At 74.0% G+C, this 15,070-nt stretch carries 10 protein-coding genes; 3 read left to right on the top strand and 7 right to left on the bottom strand.

Annotated features, from left to right (window positions below; all coding sequences use genetic code 11):
• Positions 1–97: 97 nt before the first annotated feature.
• From ACZ45Q_RS12465 to ACZ45Q_RS12455, 3 genes are all read right to left on the bottom strand, one after another.
• Positions 98–889: a S1 family peptidase gene (locus ACZ45Q_RS12465; RefSeq protein ID WP_468258899.1), complete on the bottom strand. Its 792-nt coding sequence runs from the start codon at positions 887–889 to the stop codon at positions 98–100.
• A 396-nt stretch (positions 890–1,285) separates the two neighbouring features.
• Positions 1,286–4,096, bottom strand: coding sequence for an AAA family ATPase (locus ACZ45Q_RS12460; RefSeq protein WP_468258896.1), 2,811 nt, complete (start codon positions 4,094–4,096; stop codon positions 1,286–1,288).
• An 802-nt stretch (positions 4,097–4,898) separates the two neighbouring features.
• Complete coding sequence (locus ACZ45Q_RS12455) at positions 4,899–5,735, bottom strand: helix-turn-helix transcriptional regulator (protein ID WP_468259497.1); 837 nt, start codon at positions 5,733–5,735, stop codon at positions 4,899–4,901.
• A gap of 141 nt (positions 5,736–5,876) precedes the next feature.
• Here ACZ45Q_RS12455 and ACZ45Q_RS12450 point away from each other — a divergent pair, with 141 nt between their 5' ends.
• Entirely contained in the window at positions 5,877–7,550 is a 1,674-nt protein-coding gene (locus ACZ45Q_RS12450) for an AMP-binding protein (protein ID WP_468258893.1), read from the top strand.
• Complete coding sequence (locus ACZ45Q_RS12445; RefSeq protein WP_468258891.1) at positions 7,547–9,175, top strand: AMP-binding protein; 1,629 nt, start codon at positions 7,547–7,549, stop codon at positions 9,173–9,175. Before ACZ45Q_RS12450 ends, ACZ45Q_RS12445 begins: the two co-directional genes overlap by 4 nt.
• A gap of 19 nt (positions 9,176–9,194) precedes the next feature.
• On the opposite strand, the gene ACZ45Q_RS12440 is transcribed toward ACZ45Q_RS12445, so the two are convergent.
• A complete protein-coding gene (locus tag ACZ45Q_RS12440) occupies positions 9,195–9,854 on the bottom strand; it encodes a hypothetical protein (RefSeq protein WP_468258888.1) in 660 nt (219 codons plus the stop codon).
• A gap of 202 nt (positions 9,855–10,056) precedes the next feature.
• On the opposite strand from ACZ45Q_RS12440, the gene gcl reads away from it, so the two are divergent.
• Positions 10,057–11,841, top strand: a complete 1,785-nt coding sequence (gene gcl / locus ACZ45Q_RS12435) for a glyoxylate carboligase (RefSeq protein WP_468258885.1) — start codon at positions 10,057–10,059, stop codon at positions 11,839–11,841.
• 63 nt (positions 11,842–11,904) lie between these two features.
• On the opposite strand, the gene ACZ45Q_RS12430 is transcribed toward gcl, so the two are convergent.
• The 3 genes from ACZ45Q_RS12430 to ACZ45Q_RS12420 all read right to left on the bottom strand — a co-directional run bounded on the left by ACZ45Q_RS12430 (position 11,905) and on the right by ACZ45Q_RS12420 (position 14,985).
• Positions 11,905–12,549, bottom strand: a complete 645-nt coding sequence (locus ACZ45Q_RS12430) for a TIGR04222 domain-containing membrane protein (RefSeq protein WP_468258882.1) — start codon at positions 12,547–12,549, stop codon at positions 11,905–11,907.
• 151 nt (positions 12,550–12,700) lie between these two features.
• Positions 12,701–13,033 (bottom strand): barstar family protein, encoded by a 333-nt coding sequence (locus tag ACZ45Q_RS12425; protein WP_468258880.1) that lies wholly within the window; start codon positions 13,031–13,033, stop codon positions 12,701–12,703.
• A gap of 488 nt (positions 13,034–13,521) precedes the next feature.
• Entirely contained in the window at positions 13,522–14,985 is a 1,464-nt protein-coding gene (locus tag ACZ45Q_RS12420; RefSeq protein WP_468258877.1) for a catalase, read from the bottom strand.
• Positions 14,986–15,070: the final 85 nt, after the last annotated feature.

Below are 15,070 nucleotides of genomic sequence, written 5' to 3'. Positions count from 1 at the left end.
GGCCGCGGCACGTGGAAAGGGGGCGTTGCGGGCTGCTCGTGGAAGCCCGCAACGCCCCCTGGCTCTCACCTGAGGGTTGCTCAGGAGGCTCGGCGGCTCAGGAATTCACCTGGGCCGTGACCAGGTCCGAGAAGGTCGTCAGCCGTGCGTAGACGCCCGGGTAGCCGGCCCGCGCGCAGCCCTGGCCCCAGGACGTGACGCCGGCCAGGACACCGTCGACGAGCAGCGGGCCGCCGCTGTCGCCCTGGCAGGTGTCCACCCCGCCCTGGGGGTAGCCGGCGCACACCATCTCGTCCGGGACGTAGCTGCGGCCGTAGGAGTCACCGCAGCTCGCGTCGGAGACGATCGGCACGGTCGCGGTCCGCAGCTGGTCGGAGGAGCCGCCGCCCTCCCTGGTGGTGCCCCAGCCCAGGACGCGGGCCGTGGTGCCGGGGGCGTAGACGCCCGTGTCGGAGGAGGAGACGTAGGGCGCGGTCCGGTACGGCATCGGCGTCGACAGCGTCAGCACGGCGACGTCCTCGCCCCTGGTGACCCGCTTGTAGTCCGGGTGGACCCAGATCCTGCTGACCCGGGCGACGGTGCCGTCGGAGCCGTCGAGGTGGGTGCGCCCGCCGACGACACGGACTCCGCCGGCGGACTCGCCGGCCATGCAGTGCGCGGCGGTGACCACCTTGGTGGGGGAGACCAGGGTGCCGCCGCAGAACTGGTTCTCGGAGGCGTCCGTGATCTGCATGACGAATGGATACGCGGACGTCGTGGTCGTGGTGCCGCCGACGATCGGCTGGGGTGCGGCGACGGCCGACGGGGCGGTGAGCAGGCCGGTCGCGGCGGCGGCAGCGGTGGCGATGAGCGCGGCGGCGGTCCGTCTGGCGCGGGTGAGCCCGGACATGCGTCTCCTCGGTGGGTTGCCGGTGGGGGGTCGCGCGGGGTGGGGGGTGGAGCACGGGGGCCTCGGGACAGACCCCCGTGTGCCCGGCGAGCGGCACTGCCCTTACGCTAGGAGCGGGCCCGCGCACGCCCAATGAGGGAACCCCCTAAGGGAGTTGGGCAGGGAAAACCCTCGGTCGCCCCACCCGGCCCACGATGCCCGTCCGGCCCCACGCGCCGCACCGGCCCGACGATTCCGTTCCGTCCCAGGGCCTCCGTCCGGCCCGTCCGGCCTCAACGGCCCACCCGGCCCCGTGGTCGGCGACGGCGCGTCGACGGCCGGCTGCCGCAGCCGACCGCCGGCCATCGCACCGGCGTCCGCGCCTTCGGCGCCCCAGCCCCCGGCGCCCTCGCCTCCTCAGTGGCGGCGCTGGCCCGCCGCCAGGCGGACGATGTCGACACGGGACCGGATCCCCAGCTTGCGGTAGACCCGCGTCAGCGTCGCCTCGACCGTCTTGACGCTGACGAACAGCCGCCCGGCGATCTCCCGGTTGGTCGCGCCCTCCATCACCAGCGCCGCCACCTGACGCTCCATCGAGGCCAGCGCCTCCAGACAGGCGGGGGGCAGGCCACCGGCCGGGGCGGCCGGCTCCGCCGGGCCCGCCGCGGCCGCCGCCTCCACCCGTTGCAGCCAGGGCAGCGCCCGGCAGCGCCGGAACAGCCGCGCCGCCTCGTCGTACGCCCCCGGACCCGGCCGGCGCGCGGGCAGGGACGCCAGCGCGAACGCGGTCCGCGCCTCCTCCAGACCGAGCCCCAGCTTCGCCAGCCGGTCCCGCGCCGACGTCAACTGGGCGACGGCCGCCTCCTGTTCGCCGCGCTCGGCCCGCACCAGCGCCTCGGCCCGGTCCAGGTCGGCCAGCACGCTCTCCCGGCCCAGCCGCAGCGCGTGGGTGCGCGTGACGTCGATGACCTCCTGCGCCTCGGTCGTCTCACCGACGCGTACCAGGGCCTCCGCGAGGTCGCCCTGCCACCGGCCGCGCGCCGGGTCGGTGATGCCCGCGCCCGCCTCCAGCCGCCGGACCCGGCGCAGCGTGTCCACCGCCGCCCGCACGTCGTCCGCCACCAGGTGGGCGTGGCCCAGCGCCGCCAGGGTCCGCGACAGGTAGACGGCGTCCCCGTCGTCCTCGGCGCGGTCCACCGCCTCCCGCGCCAGTTCCAGCGCCCGCCGCACATCGCCGCCGGCCGCCTCGGCCAGCGCCGCCTGCATCGTGCTCGCGCCCTCCCCGATGCCCGCGTCCCGGGCCAGGGTCAGGCTCTCCCGGGCCAGCGCCAGCGCCCGGCCGCACTGCCCGGCGCGCAGCTCGGTCTCGGCGAGGAAGCGCAGGTAGTGGACCTCGCTCTCGGCCATGCCGCGCCGCCGCACTTCCCGCAGCAGCGCCGTGACCGTGGACCGTGCCTCGGCCAGCCGGTCGCTCATGATCAGCCAGCGGAAGCGGGCCGAGCGGGCCCCGTTGTGATGGCACGCCACCCGCGGGTCCTGCGGCTCGCACAGCGCCCGCTGGATGGTCGTCGGGGCGTCCGGGTGGCCCATGAGGATCTCGGCCTGCGCCTGGAAGGCGAGCGCGAGAAGTTCGGCGCGCCGGTCCCCGGCCCGCGCGGCCAGCGCCGCGGCGTGCGCGGCCTCCTCACGGCCCTGTTCGAAGTCGCCCTGGACGACCAGGCCCCGCCAGGCCAGCTGGTAGTGGACCAGGGTCAGCAGCCGGGGGTCGTCGCCCGCGTCGGCCAGCGCCTGCGGGAAGGCCGCGTCGACCTCGCCGATGGCCTGCCCCGCCGCCTCGATCACCACCATCCACGCCCGCACCCGCTCGGCCGGCGCGGTGGCCCGCGTCAGCACCTCGCGGGCCACGTCCCGCGCGAGGTCGACCTCGCCCGCCGTGATCGCGTCCTCGGCGGCCTGGAGCCGGTGCTCGTCCGGCCCCGGCTCGCCGTCCGCCGGGGTGTGCCGGGCGGCGAGCAGCCCGAGCGAGGCCGCCACCGACGGCGCCCCCCGGTCCCGGGCCAGCGCCGCGGCCTCGGCCAGCCGGGCCGCCACCTCCGGATCGGTGCCGGTGGTCGCCAGGGCCAGGTGCCGGGCGCGTTCGATCGGGTCGGACGCGGCCGTGGACAGCGCCGCGTGCGCCGCGCGCCGTTCCCGCGCCGGGGCCTCCGCGTACAGCGCGGCGGAGATCAGCGGGTGCGCGAACCGTACGGCGGGGCCCTCCGGGTCCGCGGCCAGCAGGCCCAGCCGGGCGGCCTGGGCCGTCTCCGCCTCGGCGTTGGCCCGGCCGGCCGCGTGCAGCAGGGCCGGTGTCGGGCGGGCGCCCGCGCTGGCCACGAGGAGGGTGCGGCGCGCCTCGTCGGAGAGCATCTCCAGGCGGCTCAGCACCAGGTCGCGCAGCGAGGTCGGCACCGGCAGCGGCTCGCCCGGCCGGGGCGGGGTGGGGCTCTCGGCCAGGGCCCGGCCCAGTTCCAGGGCGAACAGCGGGTTGCCGCCGCTGGTGCGGTGGATCTCACGGACGGTGGAGCGGGGCAGGCCGGTGTAGCCGCGGTGGTCGAGCAGGGCGGAGGTCTGGGCGCGGGACAGCGGTCCCAGCCGCACCGCGAGGGTGTCCGGGGGGACGGAGGCGAGATGCCGGTCGTAGTCCTGTCCCTCGGTGCGGACCGCGCACAGCATCCGCACCGGGGTGTCGCCCAGGCGGCGGGCGGCGAAACCGAGGATCTCGGCGCTCGCCGCGTCCAGCCACTGGAGGTCGTCGGCGACCACCAGGACCGGGCCCTCGGCGGCGAGGGCCCGCAGCGCGGACAGCACGGCCAGCCGGAGGGCGAGCCCGTCGCGCTCGAGGGTGGACGCCCGGCCGGTGAGCGCCGACTCGAGCGCGGTGCGCTGCGCGGCGGGCAGGGCGGGAGCCACGTCCTCCAGGACCAGGCCCAGGAGATCGGCGAGGGCGAGGAAGGGGAGATGGGATTCGGACTCGGTCGCCGAGCAGCGCAGTACGGTCCGTGCCGTCTCGGCGTATTCCGCGGCGAGGGCGCGCAGCACCGTCGATTTCCCGATTCCGGCGGGGCCGTGCAGCAGCACGCTGCCGCCCCGGCCGAGCTGCTCACGCGCCGCGTCGAACAGCTCCTCCCGGCCGACGACCAGGTCGGAGCGGCTCGGGGCAGACTCCTGGAAGTCCCGTCGCACGGTCACCGCTCCCTCCGAGTGTCGTGTCCGGGCCAATGTTAGGCAACGACCCGTTGAATTTCGGACGCACGGCGGGGTGAGGGAAATAACAGGGAGCGTGCCGAAATGGAATCACGGTGTGCCCGAGAAAAATCCGCAAAGTCCCCGCAACAAACCGGCAACCCCCGGCCGCCCCGCCGCCCCCGTCCAGCCACCGTTCTCCGCCCCGTCCCGCCTCCGGCGCCCTCCGGCCGCCCCGCCGCCCCGCCCCCGCCCCGGCGAGCGGCCGCCCCGAGGCAGCGCGCCCCGCCGGGCCCCGGTCCCCACCCCCGGCCGCGCCCCACCACGCCGCCCGCCTGGCTCCCACGGCCGGCCCCGGTCCGCGCCTCCGGCGGCCCCGCCCCGTGTGCGGTCCCTGGCTCGGGCCGCCCGGCGTGGCGTTCCGTCGCGGGGTCCGCCTGGCTCCCACGGCCGGCCCCGGTCCGGGCCTCCGGCGGCCCCGCGCCGTGTCCCGCCCCGTGTCCCGTCCCTGGCTCCGGCCGCCCCACGCGACGTCCCGCCCCGCCCTCCAGCCGACTGTGGCGATGTGCGTGCCCCTGTCCGGTGGTCGGCCCGCCCGTGCGGTCTCGGCGTGCCCCGGCGCCCGTCGGTAAGCCGGACGGCTCCGTTCTCGTCGCTTCCGGGACGCGAGCCACCCGTGCACGCGCTGGGGCGCGAGCCACCCGTGCGCGCGCCGCGGCGCTGGTCGCCCGTGGGCGCGCCGCTCGCGCGCCCGTCCTCCGCGCGGTCGCCGTCGGTGACCGCGTGTCCACCGCTGCCGTCCGGCCCGTCACGGCAGCCATCCCGCGCGCCGTGCCGCGACGACGGCCTCCCCGCGGGTGCGGGCGCCGAGCTTGCGCATCGCCGAGCGGAGGTAGGCCTTGACCGTCTCCGTGCCCACGCCCAGGCGTTCGGCGGTCACCGCGTTGGTGGCGCCCGCCGCGACGCAGGAGAGCACGTCGACCTCGCGCGGCGCGAGCCGCACCGCCGGTGTCCGGTCCGTGCCCGCCGCCAGCAGCCCGCAGGCCCGCAGCAGCTCCTCGCGGACCGCCGGGTCGGCGATGCGCGGGGCCAGCGCGCGCAGCGCCGCGTGCGCCTCCCTGACCTGCTCCCGCGCCGCGCCCGCGCCCGCGTCCGCACCGGCACGCGCGCTCCCGCCCGCCTCCGGCGCCGGCCGGGCCGCCGCCAGCAGCTCCCGCGCCTCGTCGCGCAGCAGCAGCGCCTGCTCCACGTCCCGGGCCGCCGCCACCGCCGCGCTCAGCGTGCGGTCACCGAGCGGCTGGGCGGCGCGCAGGGCGCCGTACAGCACACCGCGCACCCGGCGCCGTACCACCACCGGCACCGCCACCACCGAGCGCAGCCCCTCGGCGGCCACGGGGGCGTCGTACTCGTGGCTGATCTGCCGCGACGACGAGTAGTCCGTCACCGCGCACGGCCGGGCGAGCGCCACCGCCTTGCCGCCCAGCCCGCTGCCCGAGGACACCGCGAGGGCGCTCAGCGCCGCCGTGGCGGTGCCGCTCAGCTCGCTGATGCGGACCTGCCGCCGCCCGGACTCCACCAGCCCGCCGAAGGCGACCGGCAGTCCCGTCGCGCGCCGGAGCCCGGCCAGCGCACCCCGGACCTCCACCACCCCAGCCGCCTCCACTGGCACCAGCCCGCCTCCGCCGTCACGTACCGCACACCCCCGTTCGGGGGTAGTGAGACCCACATCACGGATTACACGATGGCGGACAGCCGCCCGGCAATGGTCCGGCACGAAGGAGGACAGATGACGACGGCGACGGAGCTGTTCCGCAGCGCGCGGGACTTCCTGCTGGAGCACCGCGAGGACTACGCCACCGCCTACGAGGGATTCCGGTGGCCCCGGCCCGAGCACTTCAACTGGGCGCTGGACTGGTTCGACGCCATCGCCGACGGGAACGCCCGCACCGCCCTGCACATCGTCGAGGAGGACGGCCGCGAGGTCGCCCTCTCCTTCGCGGAGCTGTCCGTCCGCTCCGACCAGGCCGCCAACTGGCTGCGCGGGCTCGGCGTGCGCGCGGGCGACCGGGTGCTGGTCATGCTCGGCAACCAGCAGGAGCTGTGGGTGACCGCGCTCGCGGCCATGAAGCTGCGCGCCGTCGTCATCCCGGCCACGCCGCTGCTCGGCCCCGCCGACCTGCGCGACCGCGTCGACCGCGGCCGGGTGCGGCACGTGATCGTACGGGCGGAGGACACCGGCAAGTTCGACGAGGTGCCCGGCGACTACACCCGCGTCGTGACCGGCGGCGACGCCCACGGCGCCTGGGTGCCGTTCGACGGGGTGTACGGCGCCGAGGCCGCCTTCCGGCCCGACGGCCCCACCCGGGCCGACGACCCGCTGATGCTGTACTTCACCTCGGGCACCACCGCCCGCCCCAAACTGGTGGAGCACACCCACGTCTCGTACCCCGTCGGCCATCTGGCGACCATGTACTGGATCGGGCTGAAGCCCGGCGACGTGCACCTCAACATCTCCTCGCCCGGCTGGGCCAAGCACGCCTGGTCGAACCTGTTCGCGCCGTGGAACGCGGAGGCGACCGTCTTCCTGCACAACTACGCCCGCTTCGACGCGGCCCGGCTGATGCGGGAGATGGAGCGGGCGGGCGTCACCACCTTCTGCGCCCCGCCGACGGTGTGGCGGATGCTCATCCAGGCCGACCTCACCCAGCTGGCCACCCCGCCGCGCGAGGTCGTCGCCGCCGGCGAGCCGCTCAACCCCGAGGTGATCGAGCAGGTCCGCCGGGCCTGGGGCCGCACCGTCCGGGACGGCTTCGGGCAGACCGAGACCGCCGTGCAGATCGCCAACAGCCCCGGCCAGCGGCTCAAGACCGGCTCCATGGGCCGCCCCAGCCCCGGCTACCGCGTCGAACTCCTCGACCCGGTCACCGGCGCCCCCGGCGCCACCGAGGGCGAGATCGCCCTGGACCTCTCCGAACGGCCCGTCGGCCTGATGACCGGCTACCACGGCGACCCCGAGCGCACCGCCGAGGCGATGGCCGGCGGCTACTACCGCACCGGCGACATCGGCTCCCGCGACGCCGACGGACACCTCACCTACGTCGGCCGCGCCGACGACGTGTTCAAGGCCTCCGACTACAAGATCTCCCCGTTCGAGCTCGAGAGCGCGCTGCTGGAGCACGAGGCGGTGGCCGAGGCCGCCGTCGTCCCGGCGCCGGACCCGCTGCGGCTGGCCGTGCCCAAGGCCTACGTCGTCCTCGCGGCGGGCTGGGAGCCGGGACCGGACACGGCGAAGGTGCTGTTCGAGCACTCCCGGGAGGTCCTCGCGCCGTACAAGCGCATCCGCCGCCTGGAGTTCGGCGAGCTGCCCAAGACCGTCTCCGGCAAGATCCGCCGCATCGAGCTGCGCGAGGCCACCGCCGCCGGCTCGGACGCGGAGTACCGCGAGGAGGACTTCCGGTGAGCGCCCGGCCGCACGCCCACGACACCCTCTCCTACGCCCACGGCACCAGCGGCACACCGCTGCTCGGCGACACCATCGGCGCCAACCTGGACCGGGCCGTCGCCGCCCACCCCGACCGCGAGGCCCTCGTCGACCTCCCCTCCGGCCGGCGCTGGACCTACGCCGAGTTCGGCGCGGCCGTCGACGAGGTGGCGCGCGGGCTGCTCGCCAAGGGCGTCGCCAAGGGCGACCGGGTCGGCATCTGGGCGGTCAACTGCCCCGAGTGGGTGCTCGTGCAGTACGCCACCGCCCGCATCGGCGCCATCATGGTGAACGTCAACCCGGCCTACCGCGCGCACGAGCTGGAGTACGTGCTGAGGCAGGCCGGCATCAGCCTGCTGATCGCCTCCCTCACCCACAAGAGCAGCGACTACCGCGCGCTGGTGGAGGAGGTCCGCGGCCGGTGCCCCGCGCTGCGGGAGACCGTCTACATCGGCGACCCCTCCTGGGAGGCGCTGACGGCGGGCGCCGCCTCGGTGCCGCCCGACCGGCTCCTGGCCGCCCGGGCGGAGCTGAGCTGCGACGACCCGGTCAACATCCAGTACACCTCGGGGACGACCGGCTTCCCGAAGGGCGCCACCCTCTCCCACCACAACATCCTCAACAACGGCTACTGGGTGGGCCGCACGATCGGCTACACGGAGCAGGACCGGATCTGCCTGCCCGTGCCCTTCTACCACTGCTTCGGCATGGTCATGGGCAACCTGGGCGCCACCTCCCACGGCGCCTGCATCGTCATCCCGGCGCCGTCCTTCGACCCGAGGGCGACGCTCGAGGCGGTGCAGCGGGAGCGGTGCACGTCGCTGTACGGCGTGCCGACGATGTTCATCGCCGAGCTGAACCTGCCGGACTTCGCCACGTACGACCTGTCCTCCCTGCGCACCGGCATCATGGCGGGCTCGCCCTGCCCGGTGGAGGTGATGAAGCGGGTGGTGGCCGAGATGCACATGGAGCAGGTCTCCATCTGCTACGGCATGACCGAGACCTCCCCGGTGTCGTTGCAGACCCGCATGGACGACGACCTGGAGCACCGCACGGGCACCGTCGGCCGGGTCCTGCCGCACATCGAGGTGAAGGTCGTCGACCCGGCCACCGGCGTCACCCTGCCCCGGGGCGGCGCCGGGGAGCTGTGCACTCGCGGGTACGGCGTGATGCTCGGCTACTGGGAGGAGCCGGAGAAGACCGCCGAGGCGATCGACGCCGGCCGCTGGATGCACACCGGGGACCTCGCGGTGATGCGCGAGGACGGGTACGTCGAGATCGTCGGCCGGATCAAGGACATGATCATCCGGGGCGGCGAGAACATCTACCCGCGCGAGGTCGAGGAGTTCCTGCACGCCCATCCGAAGATCGCGGACGTCCAGGTGGTCGGGGTGCCGCACGAGCGCTACGGCGAGGAGGTCCTCGCCTGCGTCGTCCCCGCCGACCCGGCCGACCCGCCCACCCTGGAGGAGCTGCGCGGCTACTGCGACGGACGGCTGGCGCACTACAAGGTGCCGAGCCGGCTCCAGGTCCTCGACGCCTTCCCGATGACCGTCTCGGGCAAGGTGCGCAAGATCGAACTGCGGCAGCGGTACGGGGCGTAGGCCCCCGGCACCGCGCGTTTCACCCGGCCGTGGCGTCCAGCGCCACGGCCGGCGCGTTGACCGGGCGCGGCGCCCCCGTCGCGCCCAGCACGAACAGCGGGACGCCCAGGTCGTCGGCGCGGGCGCGGGCGTCGTCGGCGTACCCGCCGAGGGAGAAGTAGACGCAGTCGGCGGCCTGCGTCATCGCCGTCAGCCACAGGCACTCCACGTCCCGCACCGAGGCCCGCCCCGCCGTCGGGTCCACCCGGACGGCGATCCCCGGCCCGGCGAGTGAGATGCCGCCCGCCGGGCGCCGGCCGGCGCGCCGGATGTCGTGGTGGCCGAGCCGCCGCAGGTGGAGCACGGCGGCGGTGACCGCGTCCAGGGCGCCGCGCACACGGGGAGCGGGCCGGGCGCCCCGTCCGTCGTCCGTCCACGCCACCGGCAGCCGCAGGGTCGTGCCGCACGGGCAGCCCTGCTCCGGGCGGGGCCACTCGCCCTCCTCGCCGCAGGCCGCGCAGCGCACGGCGATCCATTCCTCGTCCCACACCCGGCGGGTGACCGCCGTGGGGCGGCCGTCCGGGTCGAGCCGCGGGGCGACGGGCGCACCGCACACGCAGGGGTACGTCGACGGCGTACAGCGGTGCCGGCGCCCGCACGCCGGGCAGCGCACCACGATGCTCTCGGACACGCCCCCCATCGTGCTCCGGACGGCCCCCCGCCGTCCGCGGGACGCCGCATCGCGTGCCGGTCGCCCGCCCGTCTCTTGACGGCCCTCGGCCACCGCCTTACATTACTTCCAGATCGTAGAAACCAAATTTCGCTATACGGAAGTTGCTACGGAATTGCCACCGCGGGGCGCGACGGGAGTGCGAATCCGACAGCCGAAGCAGGAGTACTCGATGGCTCGTATGACCGCTGCCCGCGCGGCAGTTGAGATCCTCAAGCGCGAGGGCGTCGCGGACGCGTTCGGTGTGCCGGGCGCGGCGATCAACCCCTTCTACGCGGCGCTCAAGGCCTCCGGTGGCATCACCCACACCCTCGCCCGGCACGTCGAGGGCGCCTCGCACATGGCCGAGGGCTACACCCGGACCCACCCGGGCAACATCGGCGTCTGCATCGGCACCTCCGGCCCGGCCGGCACCGACATGATCACCGGTCTGTACTCGGCGATCGGCGACTCCATCCCGATCCTGTGCATCACGGGCCAGGCGCCGACCGCCGTGATCCACAAGGAGGACTTCCAGGCCGTCGACATCGCCTCGATCGCCAAGCCGGTCACCAAGATGGCGGTGACCGTCCTGGAGGCCGCGCAGGTCCCCGGCGTCTTCCAGCAGGCGTTCCACCTGATGCGCTCCGGCCGCCCCGGCCCGGTCCTGATCGACCTGCCGATCGACGTCCAGCTGACCGAGATCGAGTTCGATCCGGAGACCTACGAGCCGCTGCCCGTCTACAAGCCGGCCGCGACCCGCGCCCAGGTCGAGAAGGCGATCGGCATGCTCAACGCCGCCGAGCGCCCCCTGATCGTCGCCGGCGGCGGTGTCATCAACGCGGACGCCTCCGACCTGCTGGTGGAGTTCGCCGAGCTGACCGGCACCCCGGTCGTGCCGACCCTGATGGGCTGGGGCATCGTCCCCGACGACCACGAGCTGAACGCCGGCATGGTCGGCCTCCAGACCTCGCACCGCTACGGCAACGCGACCTTCCTGGAGTCCGACTTCGTCCTCGGCATCGGCAACCGCTGGGCCAACCGCCACACCGGCAAGATCGACGTCTACACGGCCGGCCGGAAGTTCGTCCACGTCGACGTCGAGCCGACCCAGATCGGCAAGATCTTCGCCCCGGACTACGGCATCGCCTCCGACGCCAAGGCCGCGCTGGAGCTGTTCGTCGAGGTGGCCAAGGAGCTGAAGGCGGCCGGCGAGCTGCCCGACCGCTCGGAGTGGGCCGCCTCCGCCCAGGAGCGCAAGGCCACCCTCCAGCGCCGTACGCACTTCGACAACATCCCGATCAAGCCGCAGCGCGTCTACGAGGAGATGAACAAGGCGTTCGGGCCCGAGACCCGGTACGTCTCCACCATCGGCCTCTCGCAGATCGCCGGCGCCCAGATGCTGCATGTCTACCGCCCGCGGCACTGGATCAACTGCGGCCAGGCGGGCCCGCTCGGCTGGACCGTCCCGGCGGCGCTCGGCGTGGCGAAGGCCGACCCGGACGCCCAGGTCGTGGCCCTGTCCGGCGACTACGACTTCCAGTTCATGATCGAGGAACTGGCCGTCGGCGCGCAGCACAAGATCCCCTACGTCCACGTCCTGGTCAACAACTCCTACCTGGGCCTGATCCGCCAGGCGCAGCGGGCGTTCGAGATCGACTTCCAGGTCAACCTGGAGTTCGAGAACATCAACTCGCCCGAGCTGGGCGTCTACGGCGTCGACCACGTCAAGGTCGCCGAGGGCCTGGGCTGCAAGGCGATCCGGGTGACCGACCCGAGCGAGCTGGGCGCGGCCCTCGAGCAGGCCAAGAAGCTCGCCGCCGAGCACCGGGTGCCGGTCGTCGTCGAGGCGATCCTGGAGCGCGTCACCAACATCTCCATGTCGGGCACCAACGACATCTCCAACGTGGTGGAGTTCGAGGAACTCGCCACCGAGCCGGGGCACGCCCCGACCGCCGTGAAGACCCTGAAGGTCTGACGCGCACACCGCCGAAGGGCGGCCCGTCCCCCGCGGACGGGCCGCCCTTTCGACGTGCCCGGGTCAGTCCCTGTGGTTCCCGTCCCCGTCCGCGCCGCCGGGGCCGCCCGCGCGGTTCTCCGGGTCGCCACGGCCGGCGCCGGCCGCCCCCTGGGCGGGTTTGCGTCCACGGAGCAGGCGACCGCGGCGCGGGCGCCCGTCGGCCGGGGCGGCGGGCCCCGTCACCAGACCGGCCCGCAGGGCGAAGCGCGGCAGGAGCACGCGGAGCGCCGCCTCGCCGTGCAGGGCGACGGCGAGCAGCGTGTCGTCGTCCGCCAGCCCGTGCCCGGCCGCCGGCAGCGGGTGCCGCTCCCGCAGGAACGCCACCCGGCGGCGGGCGGCCCGGTTCGGAGCGAGCCGCGGGTAGCTCAGCAGCCCGGCGTCGGCGAGCGGGATGCGCGTCAGGGCCAGCGCGAGCCGCACGTCCGGGTCCCGGACCACCTCCCGTACGGTGAGCGGCTCGTACAGACGATCCAGGACGGTCTCCTCGAACGGCGGCAGCCCCTGGGGCGGCGGCCCCACCGCACACAGTGTGCCGCCCGGTCCGGTCTCCACGGCGCCCCGCAGATGCAGGGCCACCACCGCCACCGCGACCGCCGCCCGTGGCCCGCCGCGCAGCAGCGCCAGCTCGTGCGCAGCCATCGCGAACCGCGTGTCCTCGCCGTTCATGGGACCACCCCCCCGGATACCGGGCCCGGACGGACCTCCGGTACCGGGTATGTGCCCGTGCCGGGCCGCGGCTCAAGCCCGGCGGGGCGGATTTCAGAGCCTGGCCTGAGAAGCTGTTGTCGTACGCCCGCGGCGGAGCGACGAGTCGGCACTACTGGTACCGGATGCGGCGCGGGACAGCGAGGTACTGGCCGCATTCGCTGAGGTGGTCGTCGAGGAGTTCACGCAGTTTCCCGGCCTCTGCCGGGAGCGACGCTGAGAAGGCGCCCCACCCGGTGAAGGTCAGTTCGTACGGCAGGTCGACGAGGCCGGTGACCGCGTCCCAGAAAGCGTTCCGGTTCCGGCCGTAGAAGTCGGGGAACTCCAGCTCCCGCTGAAGGAGTCGTTGGAGGCTCTCGGCGTCCCGTACCTCGGTCAGGTCGATGACCAGTGAGTCGGGGACCGCGGGTTCCGCTTCGTTTGTTCCGTCTGTCTCGTCCGTCATCACGGCCAGATCTATCAGTAGGTGCCGGCGAAATCGACGGTCCTGTAGTGGTCGGTGGTCACGTACAGCAGGCCGTCGTCGGCAGCTTCCGAGGGTTCTTCAGGGACCGCCCGGCGGAGCCGGGCATGCCGGAGAGCGCCGGATGCGGGACCGTCCGCATCCGGCGCTCTCCGGCCGGTGAGGTTCTGTGCGGTTGTGGCCGTCCGACGGTGCGAGGCTGGGCGCGACAGGACGTTCGCGCCGCCGGACGGAGTCTCGGGAGTGGTGTGGCCGGGACCGCGGCGGGTGCGACGGGTCCGGATCTCCTCCCCTCAGGTCGTAGGAGGATGCTCCGGGCCCTTCACCACCGCACTGGCTCGCACGCCGCCGCGGTCCGCGTTCCTGTCCGCGGTGCACGGACGGCCACCCCTCATCCGGGCCGTCCGTGCCTCCGCGGACCCGCGTACGGTCTTGACCTCCCCGTCAAGTCCCTACGCGAGCCGGGGGAATCAGTCCTCGCGCAGGGCGCGGACCGCCTCCTCCACGCGCTTGCCGTAGTCAGGGTCGGCGGCGTGGAAGTGCGCGAGGTTCTTCTCGATCACGTCGTCGCGGGAGACCTGGGACAGGCCGCCGGCGATGTTCGCGACCAGACGCTTCTTCTCCTCCTCGGACATCAGCCGGTACAGCTCGCCCGCCTGGAAGAAATCGTCGTCCTTGGTGTGCAGGGGCGCCTCGTGGGTGCCGGTGTGGCCGGACACGGCGAGCGGCGCCGACAGCGGACGGCCGGTCTCGACGGGGCCGTCGTAGGAGTTCGGCTCGTAGTTCTTGGCGTGGCGGCCCTGGCCGTTGACCGCCATGAAGCCGTCGCGGCCGTAGTTGGCGGCGCCGCCGGGCACGCCCTTGGGGGCGTTCACCGCGAGCTGGGTGTGGTTGACGCCCAGACGGTACCGGTGGGCGTCGGCGTAGGCGAACAGCCGGCCCTGGAGCATCTTGTCCGGCGAGGGGCCGATGCCCGGCACGAAGTTGTTCGGGGAGAACGCGGCCTGCTCGACCTCGGCGAAGACGTTGTCCGGGTTGCGGTCCAGCACCAGGCGGCCCACGCGCTTGAGCGGGTAGTCCTTGTGCGGCCACACCTTGGTCAGGTCGAACGGGTTGAAGCGGTAGTCGGCCGCCTCCTCCGCCGGCATCAGCTGGACGTAGAGGGTCCACGACGGGTGCACGCCCCGCTCGATGGCCTGGAGCAGGTCCGTCTGGTGCGAGTTGGCGTCCTTGCCGACGACCTCCTGGGCCTGCTCGGTGGACAGGCAGCGGATGCCCTGGTTCGTCTTGAAGTGGTACTTGACGAAGAAGGCCTCGCCCTTGCTGTTCGTCCACTGGTAGGTGTGCGAGCCGTAGCCGTTCATGTGGCGGTACGACGCCGGGATGCCGCGGTCGCCCATCAGCCACGTCACCTGGTGGGTGGCCTCGGGGGAGTGGGCCCAGAAGTCCCAGACGTTGTCCGGCTCCTGCTTGCCGGTGAACGGGTCGCGCTTCTGCGAGTGGATGAAGTCGGGGAACTTGATCGGGTCCTTGATGAAGAACACGGGGGTGTTGTTGCCGACGAGGTCGTAGTTGCCTTCCTCGGTGTAGAACTTCACCGCGAAGCCGCGCGGGTCGCGGACCGCGTCCGCCCCGCCGAGCGAGTCGGCCACGGTCGAGAAGCGCAGGAACACCTCGGTGCGCTTGCCGACGGTGTTCAGGAAGTCGGCGTGGGTGTAGTCGGTGACGTCGTCGGTCACCTCGAAGTGGCCGTAGGCGCCGGAACCCCGCGCGTGCACGACCCGCTCCGGGATGCGCTCGCGGTTGAACCGGGCGAGCTTCTCCAGGAGGTGCTGGTCCTGGAGCAGAAGCGGGCCGCCGATGCCGGCGGAGGCGGAGTTCTGGTTGTCGGCGACCGGGGCGCCGGACTCTGTCGTGAGCACGCGCTGCGACATCGTGGACCTTCCGTGCGAGGGGTCAGCGGAAAACTGTTTCCGCTTTGTGGAGCCTGTGGTGGAGCCTAAGGACGGGTGAAGTGAA

The sequence above is a fragment of the Streptomyces sp. NPDC031049 genome (assembly GCF_055571015.1).
This window is presented reverse-complemented; position numbering and strand designations above follow the sequence as displayed.

Excerpts from the sequence above, each read along its gene's own strand:
- ACZ45Q_RS12465 (WP_468258899.1), bottom strand. The coding sequence starts at position 889 with ATGTCCGGGCTCACCCGCGCCAGACGGACCGCCGCCGCGCTCATCGCC.
- ACZ45Q_RS12450 (WP_468258893.1), top strand. The coding sequence starts at position 5,877 with ATGACGACGGCGACGGAGCTGTTCCGCAGCGCGCGGGACTTCCTGCTG.
- ACZ45Q_RS12440 (WP_468258888.1), bottom strand. The coding sequence starts at position 9,854 with ATGGGGGGCGTGTCCGAGAGCATCGTGGTGCGCTGCCCGGCGTGCGGG.
- gcl (WP_468258885.1), top strand. The coding sequence starts at position 10,057 with ATGGCTCGTATGACCGCTGCCCGCGCGGCAGTTGAGATCCTCAAGCGC.
- ACZ45Q_RS12430 (WP_468258882.1), bottom strand. The coding sequence starts at position 12,549 with ATGAACGGCGAGGACACGCGGTTCGCGATGGCTGCGCACGAGCTGGCG.
- ACZ45Q_RS12425 (WP_468258880.1), bottom strand. The coding sequence starts at position 13,033 with ATGACGGACGAGACAGACGGAACAAACGAAGCGGAACCCGCGGTCCCC.
- ACZ45Q_RS12420 (WP_468258877.1), bottom strand. The coding sequence starts at position 14,985 with ATGTCGCAGCGCGTGCTCACGACAGAGTCCGGCGCCCCGGTCGCCGAC.